This window comes from Salinispora goodfellowii, from assembly GCF_059570675.1.
This window is the reverse complement of record NZ_JCANTD010000004.1, coordinates 96,021-110,943: the sequence shown is the minus strand read 5'-3', so window position 1 is coordinate 110,943 and position 14,923 is coordinate 96,021. Positions and strand designations below refer to the sequence as shown.

The window sequence follows — 14,923 nt, the reverse complement described above, 5'->3', positions numbered from 1 at the left end:
GTACACTCCGGGGCATGGCCGGAGTCTTCGTGCTTCTTACCGGGCCGTGCTGATGCGCTGAACGCGCGACAGCACGGCGGCCCCTCCTGTGTGAGGGGCTTTTTTGTGCCCGTCGCCGGCCCGGTCCCGCCGGCGGGTGGCGAGCACCAACCGACCCGCACGAGACCATCCGCGCCGACTGAAGCGAGGAGAGCCATGACTGAGGCAGCCGCACCGGCCAGCGAGATTCCCCCCTTCCGCTACACGGCGGCCCTGGCCGACGAGATCGAGCGCCGTTGGCAGGACACCTGGGAACGCGAGGGCACCTTCCACGCCCCCAACCCGACCGGCCCGCTGGCCGACCCCGAGCATCCGCGGGCGGGAGCGGAGAAGCTGTACGTACTGGACATGTTCCCGTACCCGTCGGGTGCCGGGCTGCACGTCGGCCACCCGCTGGGCTACATCGGCACCGACTGCTTCGCCCGCTACCAGCGGATGGCTGGGCGCAACGTGCTGCACGCGATGGGCTTCGACGCCTTCGGGCTCCCCGCTGAACAGTACGCGGTGCAGACCGGCACCCACCCGCGTACCACCACCGAGGCGAACATCGCCCGGTACAAGGCGCAGCTGCGCCGGCTGGGGCTGGCGCACGACGAGCGCCGCTCGGTGGCCACCATTGAGGCCGACTTCTACCGCTGGACCCAGTGGGTCTTCCTGCAGATCTACAACGCCTGGTATGACAGCGAGGCGAAGCGGGCCCGCCCGATCGCCGAGCTGATCGCCGAGTTCTCCGGCGGTGTCCGGCGTACCCCAGACGGGCGACCGTGGGGTGAGCTGACCGACGCCGAGCGGCGGGCCGTCGTTGACCAACACCGGCTGGCGTACGTCTCGCAGGCACCGGTCAACTGGTGCCCGGGGCTGGGCACCGTGTTGGCCAACGAGGAGGTCACCGCCGACGGCCGCTCCGAGCGGGGCAACTTCCCGGTCTTCAAGCGGAACCTGAAGCAGTGGATGATGCGGATCACCGCGTACGGTGACCGGCTCCTGGACGACCTGGAGCAGCTGGACTGGCCCGAGCCGATCAAGCTGATGCAGCGGAACTGGATCGGCCGCTCCATCGGTGCGCACATCGAGTTCCCCACCTCGGCCGCGGACTCTCACCCGGGGGGCGCGCAGCGGATCAGCGTCTTCACCACCCGGCCGGACACGATCTTCGGCGCCACCTACCTGGTGCTGGCGCCCGAGCACGACCTGGTGGACGAACTGGTACCGACGGCCTGGCCGGCGGGGGTGCCGGAGGCATGGACCGGCGGGCAGGCCAGCCCACGGGCGGCGGTGGCGGGCTATCGCAAGGTGGCCGCGGCAAAGACCGACCTGGAGCGGCAGGCCGAGACGAAGGAGAAGACCGGCGTCTTCACCGGGGCGTACGCCACCAACCCGGTCACCGGTGCCCAGGTCCCGATCTTCATCGCCGACTACGTGCTGGCCGGCTACGGAACCGGCGCGATCATGGCGGTGCCCGGTCAGGACGAGCGGGACTGGGCCTTCGCCGAGGTGTTCGACCTGCCCATCGTCCGTACCGTCCAGCCGGCCGAGGGTTTTGCCGGCAAGGCGTACACCGGTGAGGGCCCGGCCATCAACAGCGCCGTGCCCGAACGCGGCCTGGACCTGAACGGCCTGGCTGTCGTCGAGGCCAAGGCCCGGACCATCGCCTGGCTGGAGGCGGAGGGCCACGGCTCGGGCGCGGTGACCTACCGGCTGCGGGACTGGCTGTTCAGCCGGCAGCGGTACTGGGGTGAGCCGTTCCCGATCGTGTACGACGAGACCGGCGCCGCCATCGCCCTGCCGGAGGAGCTGCTGCCGGTCGAGCTGCCCGAGGTGGATGACTTCTCGCCCCGCACCTTCGATCCGGCGGACGCGGAGTCGAACCCGGAGACGCCGCTGTCGCGACGTCGGGACTGGGTCGAGGTGGAGCTGGACCTGGGCGACGGTCCGAAGCGCTACACCCGGGAGACCAACGTGATGCCGCAGTGGGCCGGCTCCTGCTGGTACGAGCTGCGCTACCTGGATCCCACCAACACCGACCGCTTCGTCGACCCGGAGACCGAGCGGTACTGGATGGGCCCGCGCGGCGAGGGCGACTGCGGGGGCACCGACCTGTACGTCGGCGGCGCCGAGCATGCCGTACTGCACCTGCTCTACGCCCGGTTCTGGCACAAGGTGCTGTACGACCTGGGGCACGTGTCGAGCTTCGAGCCGTTCCGCAAGCTGTTCAACCAGGGCTACATCCAGGCGTACGCGTACACCGACGCCCGCGGCGCGTACGTGCCGGCGGAGGAGGTGGTCGAGCGCTCCGGCGCCTACTACCTGGGCGACGACCAGGTCAACCGCGAGTACGGCAAGATGGGCAAGTCCCTGCGGAACGTGGTGACACCGGACGAGATGTGCGCCGCGTACGGGGCGGACACGTTCCGGGTGTACGAGATGTCGATGGGCCCGCTGGAGGTCTCCCGCCCCTGGGAGACGCGGGCTGTGGTGGGGTCGTTCCGGTTCCTGCAGCGGGTCTGGCGGGCGATCGTGGATGAGCGCAGCGGCGCGTCCCGGGTGGTGGACGCCCCGGCCGACGAGGCGACCCGTCGACTGCTGCACCGGGTCGTGGACGGGGTCCGGGGCGATCTGGACGCGATGCGGTTCAACACCACGATCGCGAAGCTGATCGAGCTGACCAACGCGGTGACCCGGCTACCGGCGACGCCGCGCGAGGTGGCCGAACCGTTGGTGCTGATGCTGGCGCCGTTTGCTCCGCACATCGCCGAGGAGCTGTGGCGCCGGCTGGGTCACGAGACCTCGTTGACCTACGCCGACTTCCCGGTCGCCGATCCGGCCCTGCTGGTGGCCGAGTCGGTGACGTACCCGGTGCAGGTTAACGGCAAGGTGCGGGGTCGGATCGAGGTGCCGGCCGACGCGGCGGAGGAGAGCGTCCGGGCGGCGGCGCTGGAGGCGGTCGCCGCCACGCTGGCCGGCAAGGAACCCCGCAAGGTCATCGTGGTCCGGGGCCGAATGGTCTCCGTCGTGGCCTGAGGTCCACTCCTCAGCCCACACCGCCGAGCACGGAGTTGTGGTGCCGGGTGGGTGCCGGTCCGGGAAGCACCGCCCCACCACAACCCCATGACCGATAGGTGCGCCTGCTCGGCGCCGGCTACGAGTCCGTCCTGGGCCGGCGTGCCCCGCTGGTCCGCTCGGCGCGCCACCAGCGGTGGAGGAGCACTGCGCTGGCGATCAGGCCGAGCCCGGCCGGGGCGGCGGCGAACCAGTTGACCTCGTCGGGTGAGGTGACCGCGGCGCCGACGGCGGCGTATCCGAAGGCGGTCGGCGCGGAGGCGACGACGCTGCCGACCAGGAACGGCAACACCCGCGCCCCGGTGGTGCCGTAGCCGTAGCTGACCAGGCCGAAGCCGGCGATTGGCAGCAGCCGTACGGTCACGACACCGAGTACGTTCTGCCGGGTGAACCAGCCGTCCAGCCGGGCGAGGCGACCGCGAATCCGGTCGGCGACGAACTCCCGACCGAGGAACCGGCCGATGGTGAAGCCGATGGCGGCTGCCAGCAGTGCCGCGCCGAGCGCGTACGCGGCCCCCTCCACGGCGCCGAAGAGCGCACCGGCGGCCAGGGTGATGAAGGTACGGGGGACCAGCGCAACGAGCAGGAGCGCGCCGCCGCCGATCGCGGTGATCGGGGCGTACCCACCCAACTGGTCGGCCAGGTGGGGCAGGTGGGCCGGGTTCGGGCGGGGAACCACCAGCAGCGCCACTCCGAACCCGGCGAGCAGGAGCAGTAGCAGGCCGAACCGGCCGGCCGCCGGGTCTTTCCCCCGCCACCAGCGGGGCTGGACAGCGGGGGGTTGCCGGCGGTGGGGGGTGCCCGGATCGTGGTGGCCGCCGCGGGGGGTGATGTCGCGGCGGCCGTCGTGGGTCATGGTCGGGCGGCGGCAGCCACTGCGGCGTGACGTTCGGCGCGGAGCCGGTCTGACCAGGTGTCGTCCAGTGGGGGGAGCTGGTTGACACCGACTGCCCAGCACAGCAGCAGGTCGGCCAGGGCCGGGTTACGAGCCAGGGCCGGTCCGTGTGAGTAGGTGCCGAGCAGTTTGCCCCGCCAGGCCCCTTCGGTCTTGGTGTCGTTGCCGATCCCGGCGGTCACCTGGGCCAGCGGTGACACCTCCGGGCCGAGGCGGGTACGCCCACCGTGGTTCTCGAAGCCGGACAGCGGTGGCAGGCCCAGCCGTGAGTCGATGTTGCCGGCTAGTTCGCCGATGGCGCGGGCGGGGCCCCGGTCGGAGGAGAGGTCCAGCAGTTCGAGGCCGGGGTACTTGGTGCCCTTGGCGAAGAAGGAGGAGCCGAGGAGCTGGTAGCCGGCGCAGACACCGAACACCACCGCGCCCTGTGCGGCGGCACGGTGTAGGCCGCCGTCGGCGATGAGCCGTTGCGCCCCGAGCGCCTGCGGGCCGTCTTCGCCGCCACCGACCAGGTAGATGTCGGCGGTGGCAGGCAACGGTTGGTCGGAGCGGACCTCCAGCACCTCGACCGGGTAGCCGCGCCGCTGGGCGCGGCTGGCCAGAATGAGTGCGTTGCCCCGGTCACCGTAGGTGGAGAGTAGATCCGGGTAGACCCAGACGATGCGCAGGCTGTCAGAGAACACGGTCCAACTCCGCTCGGATGTCCTGGAACGCGGTGTAGTTCGCGATGACCTCCAGTCGGCCTGGTGGGACCGACTGGATCGCCTCGGTAAAGGTGCGTACGTGCTGGAACGGCACGTTGTTCACGTCGAGTCGGACGGCCAGGTCGAACGCTCGGTCGCCGGTGATGAGCACCTGCCGGCCCCGCAGCGGGCTGAAGTCGACGTCAAAGAGCCAGGAGGTGTCCAGCCCGTCCGGGTCGCGGGCGTTGATGGACAGCAGGGTCGGCGCCTCGTCGGCCATGTCGAACGCCTCCAGCCAGCTGGCCGGGTTCTTCGCCAGCAGCAGGCGGATCAGCCGGCCGTCTCGTTCGACCTGCGCGTACCGGCCGGCGATCGAGGTGACTGAGCCGAGCTTGAGTACGGCGTCAACCGGTCGTACGCCGAACTCGGCCGCGAGGGCGAGGGCGGTGGCGGCGTTGCCGAGATTGACCGTGCCCGGGAGTTGGAGCTGGACCTTGTGCCAGGCACCGGTCGGATCGATCACGCCGTCGTCCTCGACGGACCACTGCGGCTGTGGCCGGCGCAGTGGGCAGCCGGTGCACCACCACTGGCTGTCCCGCCGGGCGATGGTCGAGCCGCACTCGGGGCAGACCCAGGAGTCGTCGTGCCAGCGTTGGCCAGCGCTGAACCAGGTGACCTGGGGCGGGGTGAGGCGCTGATCGTGATTGGCCGGCGGGGTGGCGGCCCAGACCACCATCGGGTCGTCCGCGTTGGCGATGACCCGCAGTTCGGGGTGGCGGATCAGCGCCGCCCGCCAGAGCTGCGCCATCATGGCGACCTCCCGGGCCCGGTCCAGCTGGTCGCGGGAGAGGTTGAGGAGCGCCACCACGTGGGCGTCGGTGGCGTCCAGCACCTGCGCGAGGTAGTGCTCGTCCACCTCGAGCACCGCGTACGGGGTGCTGCCGGCCTTGGCGAGCGCCGAGGTGTGCCCGGTGGGCATGTTCGCGCCGAACGAGTTGGTGGCGACCTTGCCGAGTACGCCGACCGCGGCGGTGGCGAGGCGGGTGGTCGTGGTCTTGCCATTGGTGCCGGACACCAGGGCGATGGCGCGGCCCGCGGCGAGGTGCGCGAGTAGCTCTGGGTCAATCTTCAGACCGATCCAACCACCGATAACCGAGCCGTCCCCGCGGCCCGCGGCCCGCGACAGGGCCGCGGCGGTCCGCGACACAGAGCTGGCCACCTTCGCCCGTAGGGGCATTCTCGCGTCCGTCACGCGAGCGAGGTTACTCCACGCCCGGGCTCCCCAGATCGCTGCTGGCGCGGAACGCTTCGACTCGTTGCCCGACGCGGCCGAGCCGATCGGGGATGGAAGTGGAGTCGATCTATGCCGGACGGTGGACGGCTCCCGGCGTGGTGCTGCCCTCCACTCCGCTCCACCCGCTTTGACGTGCGGTTTTGGTGGAACGGTCGCCGCGCCGCGCGGGCGATTCTGGTTGCAGGTGGAGGGAAGTGGAGTAGAGTGGGGCCCGATGGTGCGGCCGGGAGGGCCCACCGGCCCGGGGGTCAGCGGCGCCGCGAACGCCGCTTGAAGGGGCGAGGGGGTTAGGGCCGTGTTCCTCGGCACCCACACTCCGCGCCTGGACGACAAGGGTCGGCTGATTCTTCCGGCGAAGTTTCGGGATGAGCTAGCGGGGGGTGTCGTGATCACCAAAGGGCAGGAGCGTTGCCTCTACGTATTCCCGACGCCGGAGTTCCAGCACATCGCGGATCAGTTGCGCGCGCAGCCGATGACGCACAAGGCGGCCCGGGCCTACAGCCGGGTTTTCTTCGCCAGCGCGCACGACGAGGTCCCCGACAAACAGGGGCGGGTGACCATCCCGGGCCACCTGCGGGAGTATGCCGCGCTCGACCGGGATCTGGTGGTGATCGGTGCGCACACCCGGGTGGAGATCTGGGACCGGGTCGCATGGGAGAGCTACCTTGCCGAGAGTGAAGACGAATTCGCTGACATCGAGGAGGGGGTGCTGCCCGGTCTGTAGGCGCGACGGCGCCTGGCGTACTGCGAGATCTCCAGCCGCTTTCGAGTTCCTGGCATCCCTTCCCCGGTGCCAGGCGCACGATCCGATCGGGGGCCGTTGCCGGAAGGCGGGCGGGAGCGGATGGGGATCTGGCGGTACGGCGATGGGGCGCCGTCCGACGACAGGCACGGCACGACAGACGGGACGGAACCAGTGGGGGGCGACATGGGGGAGTTGCGCGGCGCGCACGTGCCGGTGCTGCTTGAGCGCTGTCTAGAGCTGCTGTCTCCCGCGCTGGACCGGCCGGGGCAGACGGTCTATGTTGACGCCACGCTGGGGCTGGGTGGGCACGCCGAGGCGATCCTGGCGGCGCATCCGCGGACCGTGCTGGTGGGGCTGGACCGGGACACCGAGGCGCTGGCGCACGCCCGCGTACGACTGGCCCGCTTCGCTGACCGGGTCCACCTGGCGCACGCCGTCTACGACGAGTTGCCCGAGGTGCTCGATGAGCTCGGCCATCCGGCGGTGGACGGGATCCTCTTCGATCTCGGGGTCTCCTCGTTGCAGCTTGACGCGCCCGACCGCGGGTTCGCCTATGCGCAGGACGCCCCGTTGGACATGCGGATGGACCAGAACCGGGGAGTGACCGCCGAAGCGGTGGTCAACACCTATTCGCATCCGGAGCTGGCCCGGGTGCTGCGGGTCTATGGCGAGGAGAAGTTCGCGCTGCGGATCGCCTCGGCGATCATTCGGGAGCGGGACCGGGCCCCGATCACCTCGTCGGCGCGGCTGGCCGAGTTGGTCCGACAGACCATCCCCGCGCCGGCCCGGCGCACCGGTGGTCATCCGGCAAAGCGAACTTTTCAGGCGCTACGGATTGAAGTGAACAGAGAGTTGGCGGCGCTGGAGACGGCGCTGCCGGCGGCGCTCGACCGGCTCACGATCGAGGGTCGGATGGTGGTCCTGTCCTACCACTCGTTGGAGGACCGGCTCACCAAAGTGGCGCTCGCGGACCGGGTTCGTAGCAAGGGTCCGATCGACCTTCCGGTCGAGCTGCCGGGGACCGGCCCGACCTTCCGGCTCCTCAGCCGAGGGGCGGAGCTGCCCGGCGAGGCGGAGGTCACAGTGAACCCACGGGCCGCCTCGGTGCGGCTGCGGGCCGCCGAACGGCTCGATCCGACCATGCAGCAGCGCCAGCGTACCGACCGCGAACGGTACCGGCGGCGGGTCCGAGCGATGCACCAACCGGGGACGGGGTCGGCCGTGCGGCGGTCGGCCTCGGGGGATGACGGGACAGGAGCGGATGACGAGGGGGAGGGACATGATGATTGACAAGCGCGACCGCCGGAACGGGGCCGGTGACGGGCAGCGCACACCGCGGTCGGGGGGCCGGATCGCGGCGGAGCGGGCCACGCGCACCGGCACCCAGCCGCGGTCGGGGGCGACCCGCGCGCGGGGCACGCGTGCGTTCCCGACCCAGGGCACCGCGGCGCTGCGTCCGAGCGCGCGGACGGTCAGCACTCGAACGACCCGACTACGGGTGGCGCCACCGGCTCCGGTGTCGGTGCCGCGCGCACCGTTTGCCACGTTGGTCGTGGCACTGGTGGTCGGTGGGGTGCTCGGCATCCTGTTGGTAAACACCAAGATTAACGAGAACGCGATTCGGCTGGATGAGCTCCGGGAGCAGCAGACCACCCTCAACCTGCAGCAGCAGCAGCTGAACCAACAGATCACCGAGGCGGAGGCACCGGGAAACCTGCTCGAAGCCGCGCGCAAGCTTGGTCTCGTCGAGCTCGAGCCGGGTTACATCCAGCTTCCCGACGGCGGCGCGGCCATCGACATACCACAGCCGGGCAGCGGGCCCTTGTCGGGGGTCGGCCAGCCGGGTACCGGGGGATAGCCGTGCCACCCAGATCGGAGGAGCCGCGCCGGGACGCCAAGGGGTCCCGGCGCGGCCCGTCCCGCGCCGACAGTTCAGCCGACCCCCGCCCGACCGAGTCGGGCGGGGGCATCTCTGGTGCCCGGGCCTACACCCCCCGCGGCCGCAGCATCGGCGAGCAGCGGCTGGGGGAGGCCCGCGCCGGTCGCGCCGAGCCCCGTCGGGCACCGCAGGGAGGTCGCGATCGCTCCGGTGACCCGTTTCGTCCGGCACTCCAGGTGCTCAGCGGTGGGCGGGCCGGTGCTGCCCGGCGGGCGAACCCGCCGCGTCGTACCTCGGTGGTGCGCACCGTGCCCCGGCGTCCACCGGCGGAGGAGCCACCGCCGCGGCGACGCCCGCCGCGCCCGACCTCAGCTCGGCCGAAGCGACGCCGCCGACTGCGGCCACCCCGCCTGGCCGACGCCGGCCGTCGGCTGCGGCTCGGCACCGCGCTGGTGCTGACCCTGTTCACCGTCATCGGTATCCGGCTCGTGGTGCTGCAGGTTGTGGAGAATCCGGACTACGCCGGTGCCGGAGTCGACGACCGGCTGAAAGTCGTGGTTCTGCCGGCGCCTCGCGGTTCGATCCAGGACCGGGAAGGGGAGGTGCTGGCGCACAGTGTCGAGGCTCGGTATATCTTCGCCGACCCGACCCAGATCGACGATCCGGTGGCCACCGCGCAGGCGCTCTCCGAGCCGCTCGGTATCCCGGCGTCGAAGCTCGCCGACAAGATGCGGAAACGCGACGGGCCCAACGGCAACGCACTGCAGTTCGTATACCTCAAACGGGGGGTGGACGTTGACCTGGCCGAGCAGATTGAGGACCTTGAGCTGGATGGCATCGGAGACCGCCGGGATGAGCGACGGGAGGTCCCCGGTGGGAGCCTGGCCGCCAACCTGATCGGCGTCACCGGCCAGGAGATGAATGGCCTGGAAGGGCTCGAGGCCGGCTATGACAGGGTGCTCGCTGGCAAGGACGGCCTGGAACGCTACGAGGCGGGGTGGGGCGTGGCGGGGTGGGGCGTGCAGATCCCCGGGGGCTTCAGCGAGACGACCGAGGCGAAACCGGGCAGCTCGCTGCGCCTCACCCTCGACCGGGACCTGCAGTACGTGGTCCAGGCCAAGCTGGCCGAGGCGATGGCGGCGGTCAACGGCTCGACCGCCACCGCGGTCGTCCTGGAGGTGGGCACCAGCGAGGTTCTGGCCCAGGCATCCTACCCCACCTACGACGTCGCGAACTGGCAGGAGAGCGACCCGGCGGACCGGGTCGACGTGGCGACCGGGTTCGTGGTCGAGCCGGGGTCGGTGCACAAGGCGATCACGTTCGGCGCTGCCCTCCAGGAGGGCGTGATCACCCCGCAGACGGCGTTCCCGGTGGCGAACAGCGTAGTCAAGGGCGACACGCGTATCCCCGACACGCACCCGGTGAACGGGCGCACCATGAGCATCCCCGGGATGCTCGCCTTCTCCTCCAACGTCGGCACCATCGAGGTCGCCGACCAACTCGGTCCGGACCGGCTCATCGATTACCAGCAGCGCTTCGGGCTCGGTGAGCCGACCGGTGTCGGGTTACTCGGCGAGGCGAGCGGCGCGCTGCTGCCCGCCGACGAGTGGAGCGACTCGTCGCACGGGTCGGTGCCGATCGGGCACAGTGTGGACGCCACCGCGATCCAGATGGCTGCCGTCTACGCGACCATCGCCAACGACGGCACGTACGTCGCGCCACGGCTGGTGAAGGAGATCGTCGGGCCGCGGGGAGAGCGGACAACGCCGGAGGCGCCGACGACCCGGGAGGTGCTGACCCCGGAGACCGCCGCCGAGCTGCGTACCATCCTGGAGGCGGTGACCACCGTAGACGGCGCGACCGGTCGGGCCGCGGCGGTCCCCGGCTACCGGGTGGCCGGCAAGACCGGCACGGGCACGCGGCTGGTAGACGGGCAGAAACAGCCCGGTGAGGTGGCGGCGTTCATCGGGATGGCGCCGGCCGAGAAGCCCCGTTACGTGATCGCTGTCTTCGCCCACACTCCCAATGGTGGGGGTGGCGACATCGCCGCGCCGGTATTCGCCGACATGATGCGGTTCACCCTCCAGCACTATCGGGTGCCGCTGTCGCAGGTCCCACCGCCCAACTTTGACGTCTTTCCCCGCTGACCAGCGTAGACGGGACATCATCGGTGCGTGCCGACGAACCACCGGGGCGGCTGTGCGGCCGGAACCGGACGACCGGGTAGGGTCTGACGCCGTGTCCGGCAAACCTCGCCCTCGTAGCGTGACCGGAATCCGGCTCGGTAACCTCGCCGCTCGGCTCGCCGCCGAGTCCGGCGCGGACGCCGTTGATCTCCGGTCCGGTCCAACGGAACCGACGGTCACCGGAGTGACACACGCCAGCCAGGAGGTCCGCCCCGGCGACCTGTACGCGGCCCTGCCCGGTGCCCGGCGGCACGGCGCCGAGTTCGTCTCGGCCGCGGCCGAGGCTGGCGCGGTGGCCGTGTTGACCGACCCGGATGGCGCGGCGGCGACCGCGGAAGCCGGTCTGCCCATGCTGGTGGTGCCGGACCCGCGGGCCGTGCTGGGAGATCTGGCCAGTGTGGTGTACGGCGATCCGACCGCCGGGTTGACGGTGATCGGGGTGACCGGAACCGCGGGCAAGACCTCCACGGCGTACCTGGTCGAGTCCGGGCTGCGGGCGGCCGGGCACACCACCGGCCTGATCGGCACCGTGGAGACCCGCCTCGGTGATCTGGTGATCGAGAGTGTCCGGACCACGCCCGAGGCAACCGATCTGCACGCCATGCTCGCCGCTGCTCGAGAGCGCGGCGTCACCGCCGTGGTCATGGAGGTGTCCAGCCACGCCCTGGCGATGGGGCGGGTCGGCGGCGTCCGGTTCACCGTCGGCGGCTACACCAACTTCGGCTCCGACCACCTCGACTTCCACGCCGACTCCGCGGACTACTTCGCCGAAAAGGCGAAGCTCTTCGACGGCCGCTGCGCGGTGGAGGTGCTCAACTACGACGACCCGGCGTTGATCCCGCTGCGTCGACCCGCCACCGTGACCTACTCCGCGGCCGGTGACCGCCGCGCCAACTGGTGGGCCGAGGAGGTCGGTGGCGAGGGGTACGCGCAGCGCTTCACCCTGCACGGCCCGGACGGGCTGGCCCTGCCCGCCGGGGTCGCCCTGCCCGGTCGACACAACGTCGCCAACGCGCTGCTCGCCGTCGCCGTGCTGGTGGCGGCCGGGGTGGCGCCGCGGCCCGCCGTCGCGGGGGTGGCCGACTGCGGCGGCGTTCCCGGTCGGCTGGAGCTGGTGCCGTCCCCCGGCCCGGTGCGTGGCGTCGTCGACTACGCGCACAAGACCGATGCGATCGTCGCCGCGCTGGCCGCCCTGCGGGAGTTCAGCACCGGGCGGCTGATCTGCCTACTCGGCGCCGGCGGCGACCGGGATCGGGGCAAGCGGTCCCTGATGGGCGTCGCCGCCGCCCAGGGAGCGGATGTGGTGCTGGTGACCGACGACAACCCGCGGACCGAGGATCCCGCCGAGATCCGGGCCGAGGTGCTCGCCGGAGTGCGGCGAGCCGACACCGAGGTGCAGGTCCTGGAGGTGCCTGGCCGGCGTACGGCGATCACGGAGGCGGTCGAGCTCGCCGAGCCCGGGGACGTGGTGGCGCTGTTGGGCAAGGGGCACGAGCAGGGGCAGGAGGTTGGCGGGCAGATGCATCCCTTCGATGACCGTACGGAGCTGGCCGCCGCGCTGCGGGCCCGCTTCGGCGACCGGCCGGGGCAGTCGTGATCCGGCTGAGCCTGGCCGAGGTGGCGGCAGCGGTTGACGGCCGGTTGGTCGCCGCCGACCCGAGCGTGGTGGTCACCGGCTCGGTCGAGTTCGACTCCCGCAAGGTCGCGCCGGGCGGGCTCTTCGTCGCCTTCCCCGGGGAACGGGTGGATGGGCACGACTACGCCGACGGGGCGATCCGGGCGGGCGCGGTGGCGGTGCTCGGCACCCGGGTGCTGCCCGGCGTGCCGATGGTGCTGGTAGCCGACGCCCAGCTGGCGCTGGGGCGACTGGCCCGCGCAGTGACGGATCGGCTGCCCGAGCTGACCGTCGTCGGCCTCACCGGCTCCTCCGGTAAGACCAGCACCAAGGACCTGATCGCTGCCCTCACCGCCCGACTGGGGCCGACGGTCGCCCCGCCCGGCTCGTTCAACAACGAGCTGGGGCACCCCTACACGGCACTCCAGGCCGACCCGGGCACGCGTTACCTCGTGTTGGAGAAGGGGGCCCGCGGGGTGGGGCACGTCAGCTACCTCTGCGAGGTGGTGCCGCCGCAGATCTCCGTGGTACTCAACGTGGGAGTGGCCCACATCGGTGAGTTCGGTTCCCGAGAGACCATCGCCCTGGCGAAGGGGGAGCTGGTGGCGGCGCTGCCGGCGGAGGGGCTGGCCGTGCTCAACGCCGACGACGACCTCGTCGCCGCGATGGCGACGCGAACCCGGGCCCGGGTGGTCCACTTCGGTGAGGCGGCCGGTGCCGATGTGCGGGCCGTTGACGTGGTGCTGGACGAGCGGGGCCGGCCCTCGTTCACGCTGGTGACTCCGGAGGGGCGCGCGCCGGTGCGGCTCGGGCTGACCGGCCGGCACCAGGTGTCCAACTCACTCGCCGCCGCCGCGGTCGCCCGGGAACTGGGAATGCCGGTGACCGAGCTGGCGGCCGCCCTGGGTGAGCTCGGGCTGGTCTCGAGTCGCCGGATGGATGTCTTCGAGCGGGTGGACGGGGTCACCGTCATCGACGACTCGTACAACGCCAACCCCGCCTCCATGGCAGCCGCCCTGCGGGCGCTGGCCGGGTTCGAGCGGCGGCGCACCATCGCGGTGCTCGGCTACATGGCCGAACTGGGCCCGTACGAGCAGGAGGGACATGTCGAGGTCGGGCGACTCGCCGCCGGCCTCGGGGTGGACCGCCTGCTCGTGGTGGGCGCGGCGGCGGCCCCAATCCATCAGGGCGCAACATCGGTACGTGACTGGGAAGGAGAATCGGTGCAGCTCACCGATCAGGCGGACGCCGTCGAGGTGCTGCGGGGAGACCTGCGGCCCGGTGACGTCGTCCTGGTGAAGGGCTCGCGGTACCGCACCTGGGAGGTGGCGGACGCGCTGCGCGCCGACGCCGGGACCGGTCGGGGCGCGGGATTGGCCGGTGACCTGGCATGAGGTCAGTCATCGTCGCGGTCGGGGTGGCCTTCCTGGTCTCGCTGTTCGGCACCCCGATCGCGATCAAGGTCTTCACCCGGTTGAAGGCCGGCCAGCCCATTCGGGCCGAGGGGCCGGTGATGCACCAGGGCAAGAAGGGTACGCCGACGATGGGTGGGGTGGTCTTCATCCTGGCCACCGTCATCGCGTACGTCGCCGGTCACCTGGCTCTGACCACGCTGCCGGACGCGCAGATCGCTCAGGTCGAACCGACCATCACGGCGCTGGTACTGCTGGGGCTGATGGTGTTCTCCGGTGCGGTGGGTTTCATTGACGACTTCCTGAAGGTCCGCAAGCGGCACAGCGGTGGCCTCAACAAGCGCGGCAAGCTGCTCGGCCAGATCCTGGTCGGTGCGGTGTTCGGGGTGATCGCGCTCTACTTCCCGAGCACCATGACCGACTCTCAGGGCACGTTGACCAACACCGAGACGGTCGGCAGCACGACGTTGAGTTTCATCCGGGACATCCCGGCGCTGGAGCTTACCAAGGTCGGTGCGGTCATCCTCTTCATCTTCGTGGTGATGGCCGCCACCAACGGCGTCAACCTTACCGACGGTCTGGACGGTCTGGCCACCGGCGCCTCGGTGATGGTGCTCGCGGCGTACGCGCTGATCGCCTTCTGGCAGTACCGGCACTGGTGCGCGGACCCGAACTACACCCAGGAGTACTGCTACGCGGTCCGGGACCCGTTGGAGATCGCGTTGATCGCTGGCGCGGCGGCCGGCGCCTGCGTCGGGTTCCTCTGGTGGAACACCTCGCCGGCCCGGATCTTCATGGGAGACACCGGGGCGCTGGGCCTGGGTGGTCTGATCGCCGGAATGGCGATGTCGACCCGGACGATCCTGCTGCTGCCGATCATCGGCGGACTCTTCGTCATCATCACGATGTCCGTGGTGATCCAGATCATCTCGTTCCGGACCACAGGTAAGCGGGTCTTCCGGATGTCACCGTTGCAGCACCACTTCGAGCTCGCCGGCTGGAGCGAGGTCAACATCGTGGTGCGGTTCTGGATCATCGCCGGCATCGGGGTGGCGATCGCCCTGGGCCTGTTCTACAGCGAGTTCCTCGCCCGCGTCGGTTGACCGGACCCAGCGTCT

11 protein-coding genes are annotated in these 14,923 nt (G+C 71.1%); 8 read left to right on the top strand and 3 right to left on the bottom strand.

Annotation, left to right across the window (positions count from 1 at the left end; all coding sequences use genetic code 11):
• The first annotated feature begins 195 nt into the window (after positions 1-195).
• Positions 196-3,060, top strand: a complete 2,865-nt coding sequence (gene leuS / locus T398_RS06980) for a leucine--tRNA ligase (protein ID WP_496445535.1) — start codon at positions 196-198, stop codon at positions 3,058-3,060.
• A 118-nt stretch (positions 3,061-3,178) separates the two neighbouring features.
• Here leuS and T398_RS06975 read toward each other — a convergent pair whose 3' ends face one another.
• From T398_RS06975 to T398_RS06965, 3 genes are read right to left on the bottom strand one after another with little or no spacing between them, the layout of a single operon-like run.
• Positions 3,179-3,955, bottom strand: coding sequence for a TVP38/TMEM64 family protein (locus T398_RS06975; RefSeq protein WP_496445534.1), 777 nt, complete (start codon positions 3,953-3,955; stop codon positions 3,179-3,181).
• Positions 3,952-4,674: a type 1 glutamine amidotransferase gene (locus tag T398_RS06970; protein ID WP_496445533.1), complete on the bottom strand. Its 723-nt coding sequence runs from the start codon at positions 4,672-4,674 to the stop codon at positions 3,952-3,954. Before T398_RS06970 ends, T398_RS06975 begins: the two co-directional genes overlap by 4 nt.
• The gene (locus T398_RS06965) at positions 4,664-5,911 is read right to left on the bottom strand and encodes a MurT ligase domain-containing protein (RefSeq protein ID WP_496445653.1); all 1,248 of its coding nucleotides are present in this window, start codon (positions 5,909-5,911) and stop codon (positions 4,664-4,666) included. The genes T398_RS06970 and T398_RS06965 overlap by 11 nt, the downstream gene beginning before the upstream one ends.
• 352 nt (positions 5,912-6,263) lie before the next feature.
• Here T398_RS06965 and mraZ point away from each other — a divergent pair, with 352 nt between their 5' ends.
• The 7 genes from mraZ (at position 6,264) to mraY (ending at position 14,908) form a co-directional block, all read left to right on the top strand.
• The gene (gene mraZ / locus T398_RS06960; RefSeq protein WP_012014432.1) at positions 6,264-6,692 is read left to right on the top strand and encodes a division/cell wall cluster transcriptional repressor MraZ; all 429 of its coding nucleotides are present in this window, start codon (positions 6,264-6,266) and stop codon (positions 6,690-6,692) included.
• Positions 6,693-6,896: 204 nt separating this feature from the next.
• Entirely contained in the window at positions 6,897-8,003 is a 1,107-nt protein-coding gene (gene rsmH / locus T398_RS06955) for a 16S rRNA (cytosine(1402)-N(4))-methyltransferase RsmH (protein WP_496445532.1), read from the top strand.
• The gene (gene ftsL, locus T398_RS06950) at positions 7,993-8,571 is read left to right on the top strand and encodes a cell division protein FtsL (protein ID WP_496445531.1); all 579 of its coding nucleotides are present in this window, start codon (positions 7,993-7,995) and stop codon (positions 8,569-8,571) included. Before rsmH ends, ftsL begins: the two co-directional genes overlap by 11 nt.
• Positions 8,572-8,573: 2 nt before the next feature.
• Positions 8,574-10,739 (top strand): peptidoglycan D,D-transpeptidase FtsI family protein, encoded by a 2,166-nt coding sequence (locus T398_RS06945; RefSeq protein WP_496445530.1) that lies wholly within the window; start codon positions 8,574-8,576, stop codon positions 10,737-10,739.
• 52 nt (positions 10,740-10,791) lie between these two features.
• Positions 10,792-12,375 carry a UDP-N-acetylmuramoyl-L-alanyl-D-glutamate--2,6-diaminopimelate ligase gene (locus T398_RS06940; protein WP_496445529.1) on the top strand — a complete coding sequence of 528 codons (1,584 nt, stop codon included), beginning with the start codon at positions 10,792-10,794 and terminating at the stop codon, positions 12,373-12,375.
• Positions 12,372-13,787, top strand: coding sequence for a UDP-N-acetylmuramoyl-tripeptide--D-alanyl-D-alanine ligase (locus tag T398_RS06935; RefSeq protein ID WP_496445528.1), 1,416 nt, complete (start codon positions 12,372-12,374; stop codon positions 13,785-13,787). The genes T398_RS06940 and T398_RS06935 overlap by 4 nt, the downstream gene beginning before the upstream one ends.
• Positions 13,784-14,908 (top strand): phospho-N-acetylmuramoyl-pentapeptide-transferase, encoded by a 1,125-nt coding sequence (mraY, locus tag T398_RS06930; RefSeq protein ID WP_496445527.1) that lies wholly within the window; start codon positions 13,784-13,786, stop codon positions 14,906-14,908. Before T398_RS06935 ends, mraY begins: the two co-directional genes overlap by 4 nt.
• Positions 14,909-14,923 lie beyond the last annotated feature (15 nt).

What these genes read in the sequence shown, in the direction of transcription:
- T398_RS06975 (WP_496445534.1), bottom strand. Translation starts at nt 3,955, where the DNA reads ATGACCCACGACGGCCGCCGCGACATCACCCCCCGCGGCGGCCACCAC.
- leuS (WP_496445535.1), top strand. Translation starts at nt 196, where the DNA reads ATGACTGAGGCAGCCGCACCGGCCAGCGAGATTCCCCCCTTCCGCTAC.
- mraY (WP_496445527.1), top strand. Translation starts at nt 13,784, where the DNA reads ATGAGGTCAGTCATCGTCGCGGTCGGGGTGGCCTTCCTGGTCTCGCTG.
- ftsL (WP_496445531.1), top strand. Translation starts at nt 7,993, where the DNA reads ATGATGATTGACAAGCGCGACCGCCGGAACGGGGCCGGTGACGGGCAG.
- T398_RS06965 (WP_496445653.1), bottom strand. Translation starts at nt 5,911, where the DNA reads ATGCCCCTACGGGCGAAGGTGGCCAGCTCTGTGTCGCGGACCGCCGCG.
- rsmH (WP_496445532.1), top strand. Translation starts at nt 6,897, where the DNA reads ATGGGGGAGTTGCGCGGCGCGCACGTGCCGGTGCTGCTTGAGCGCTGT.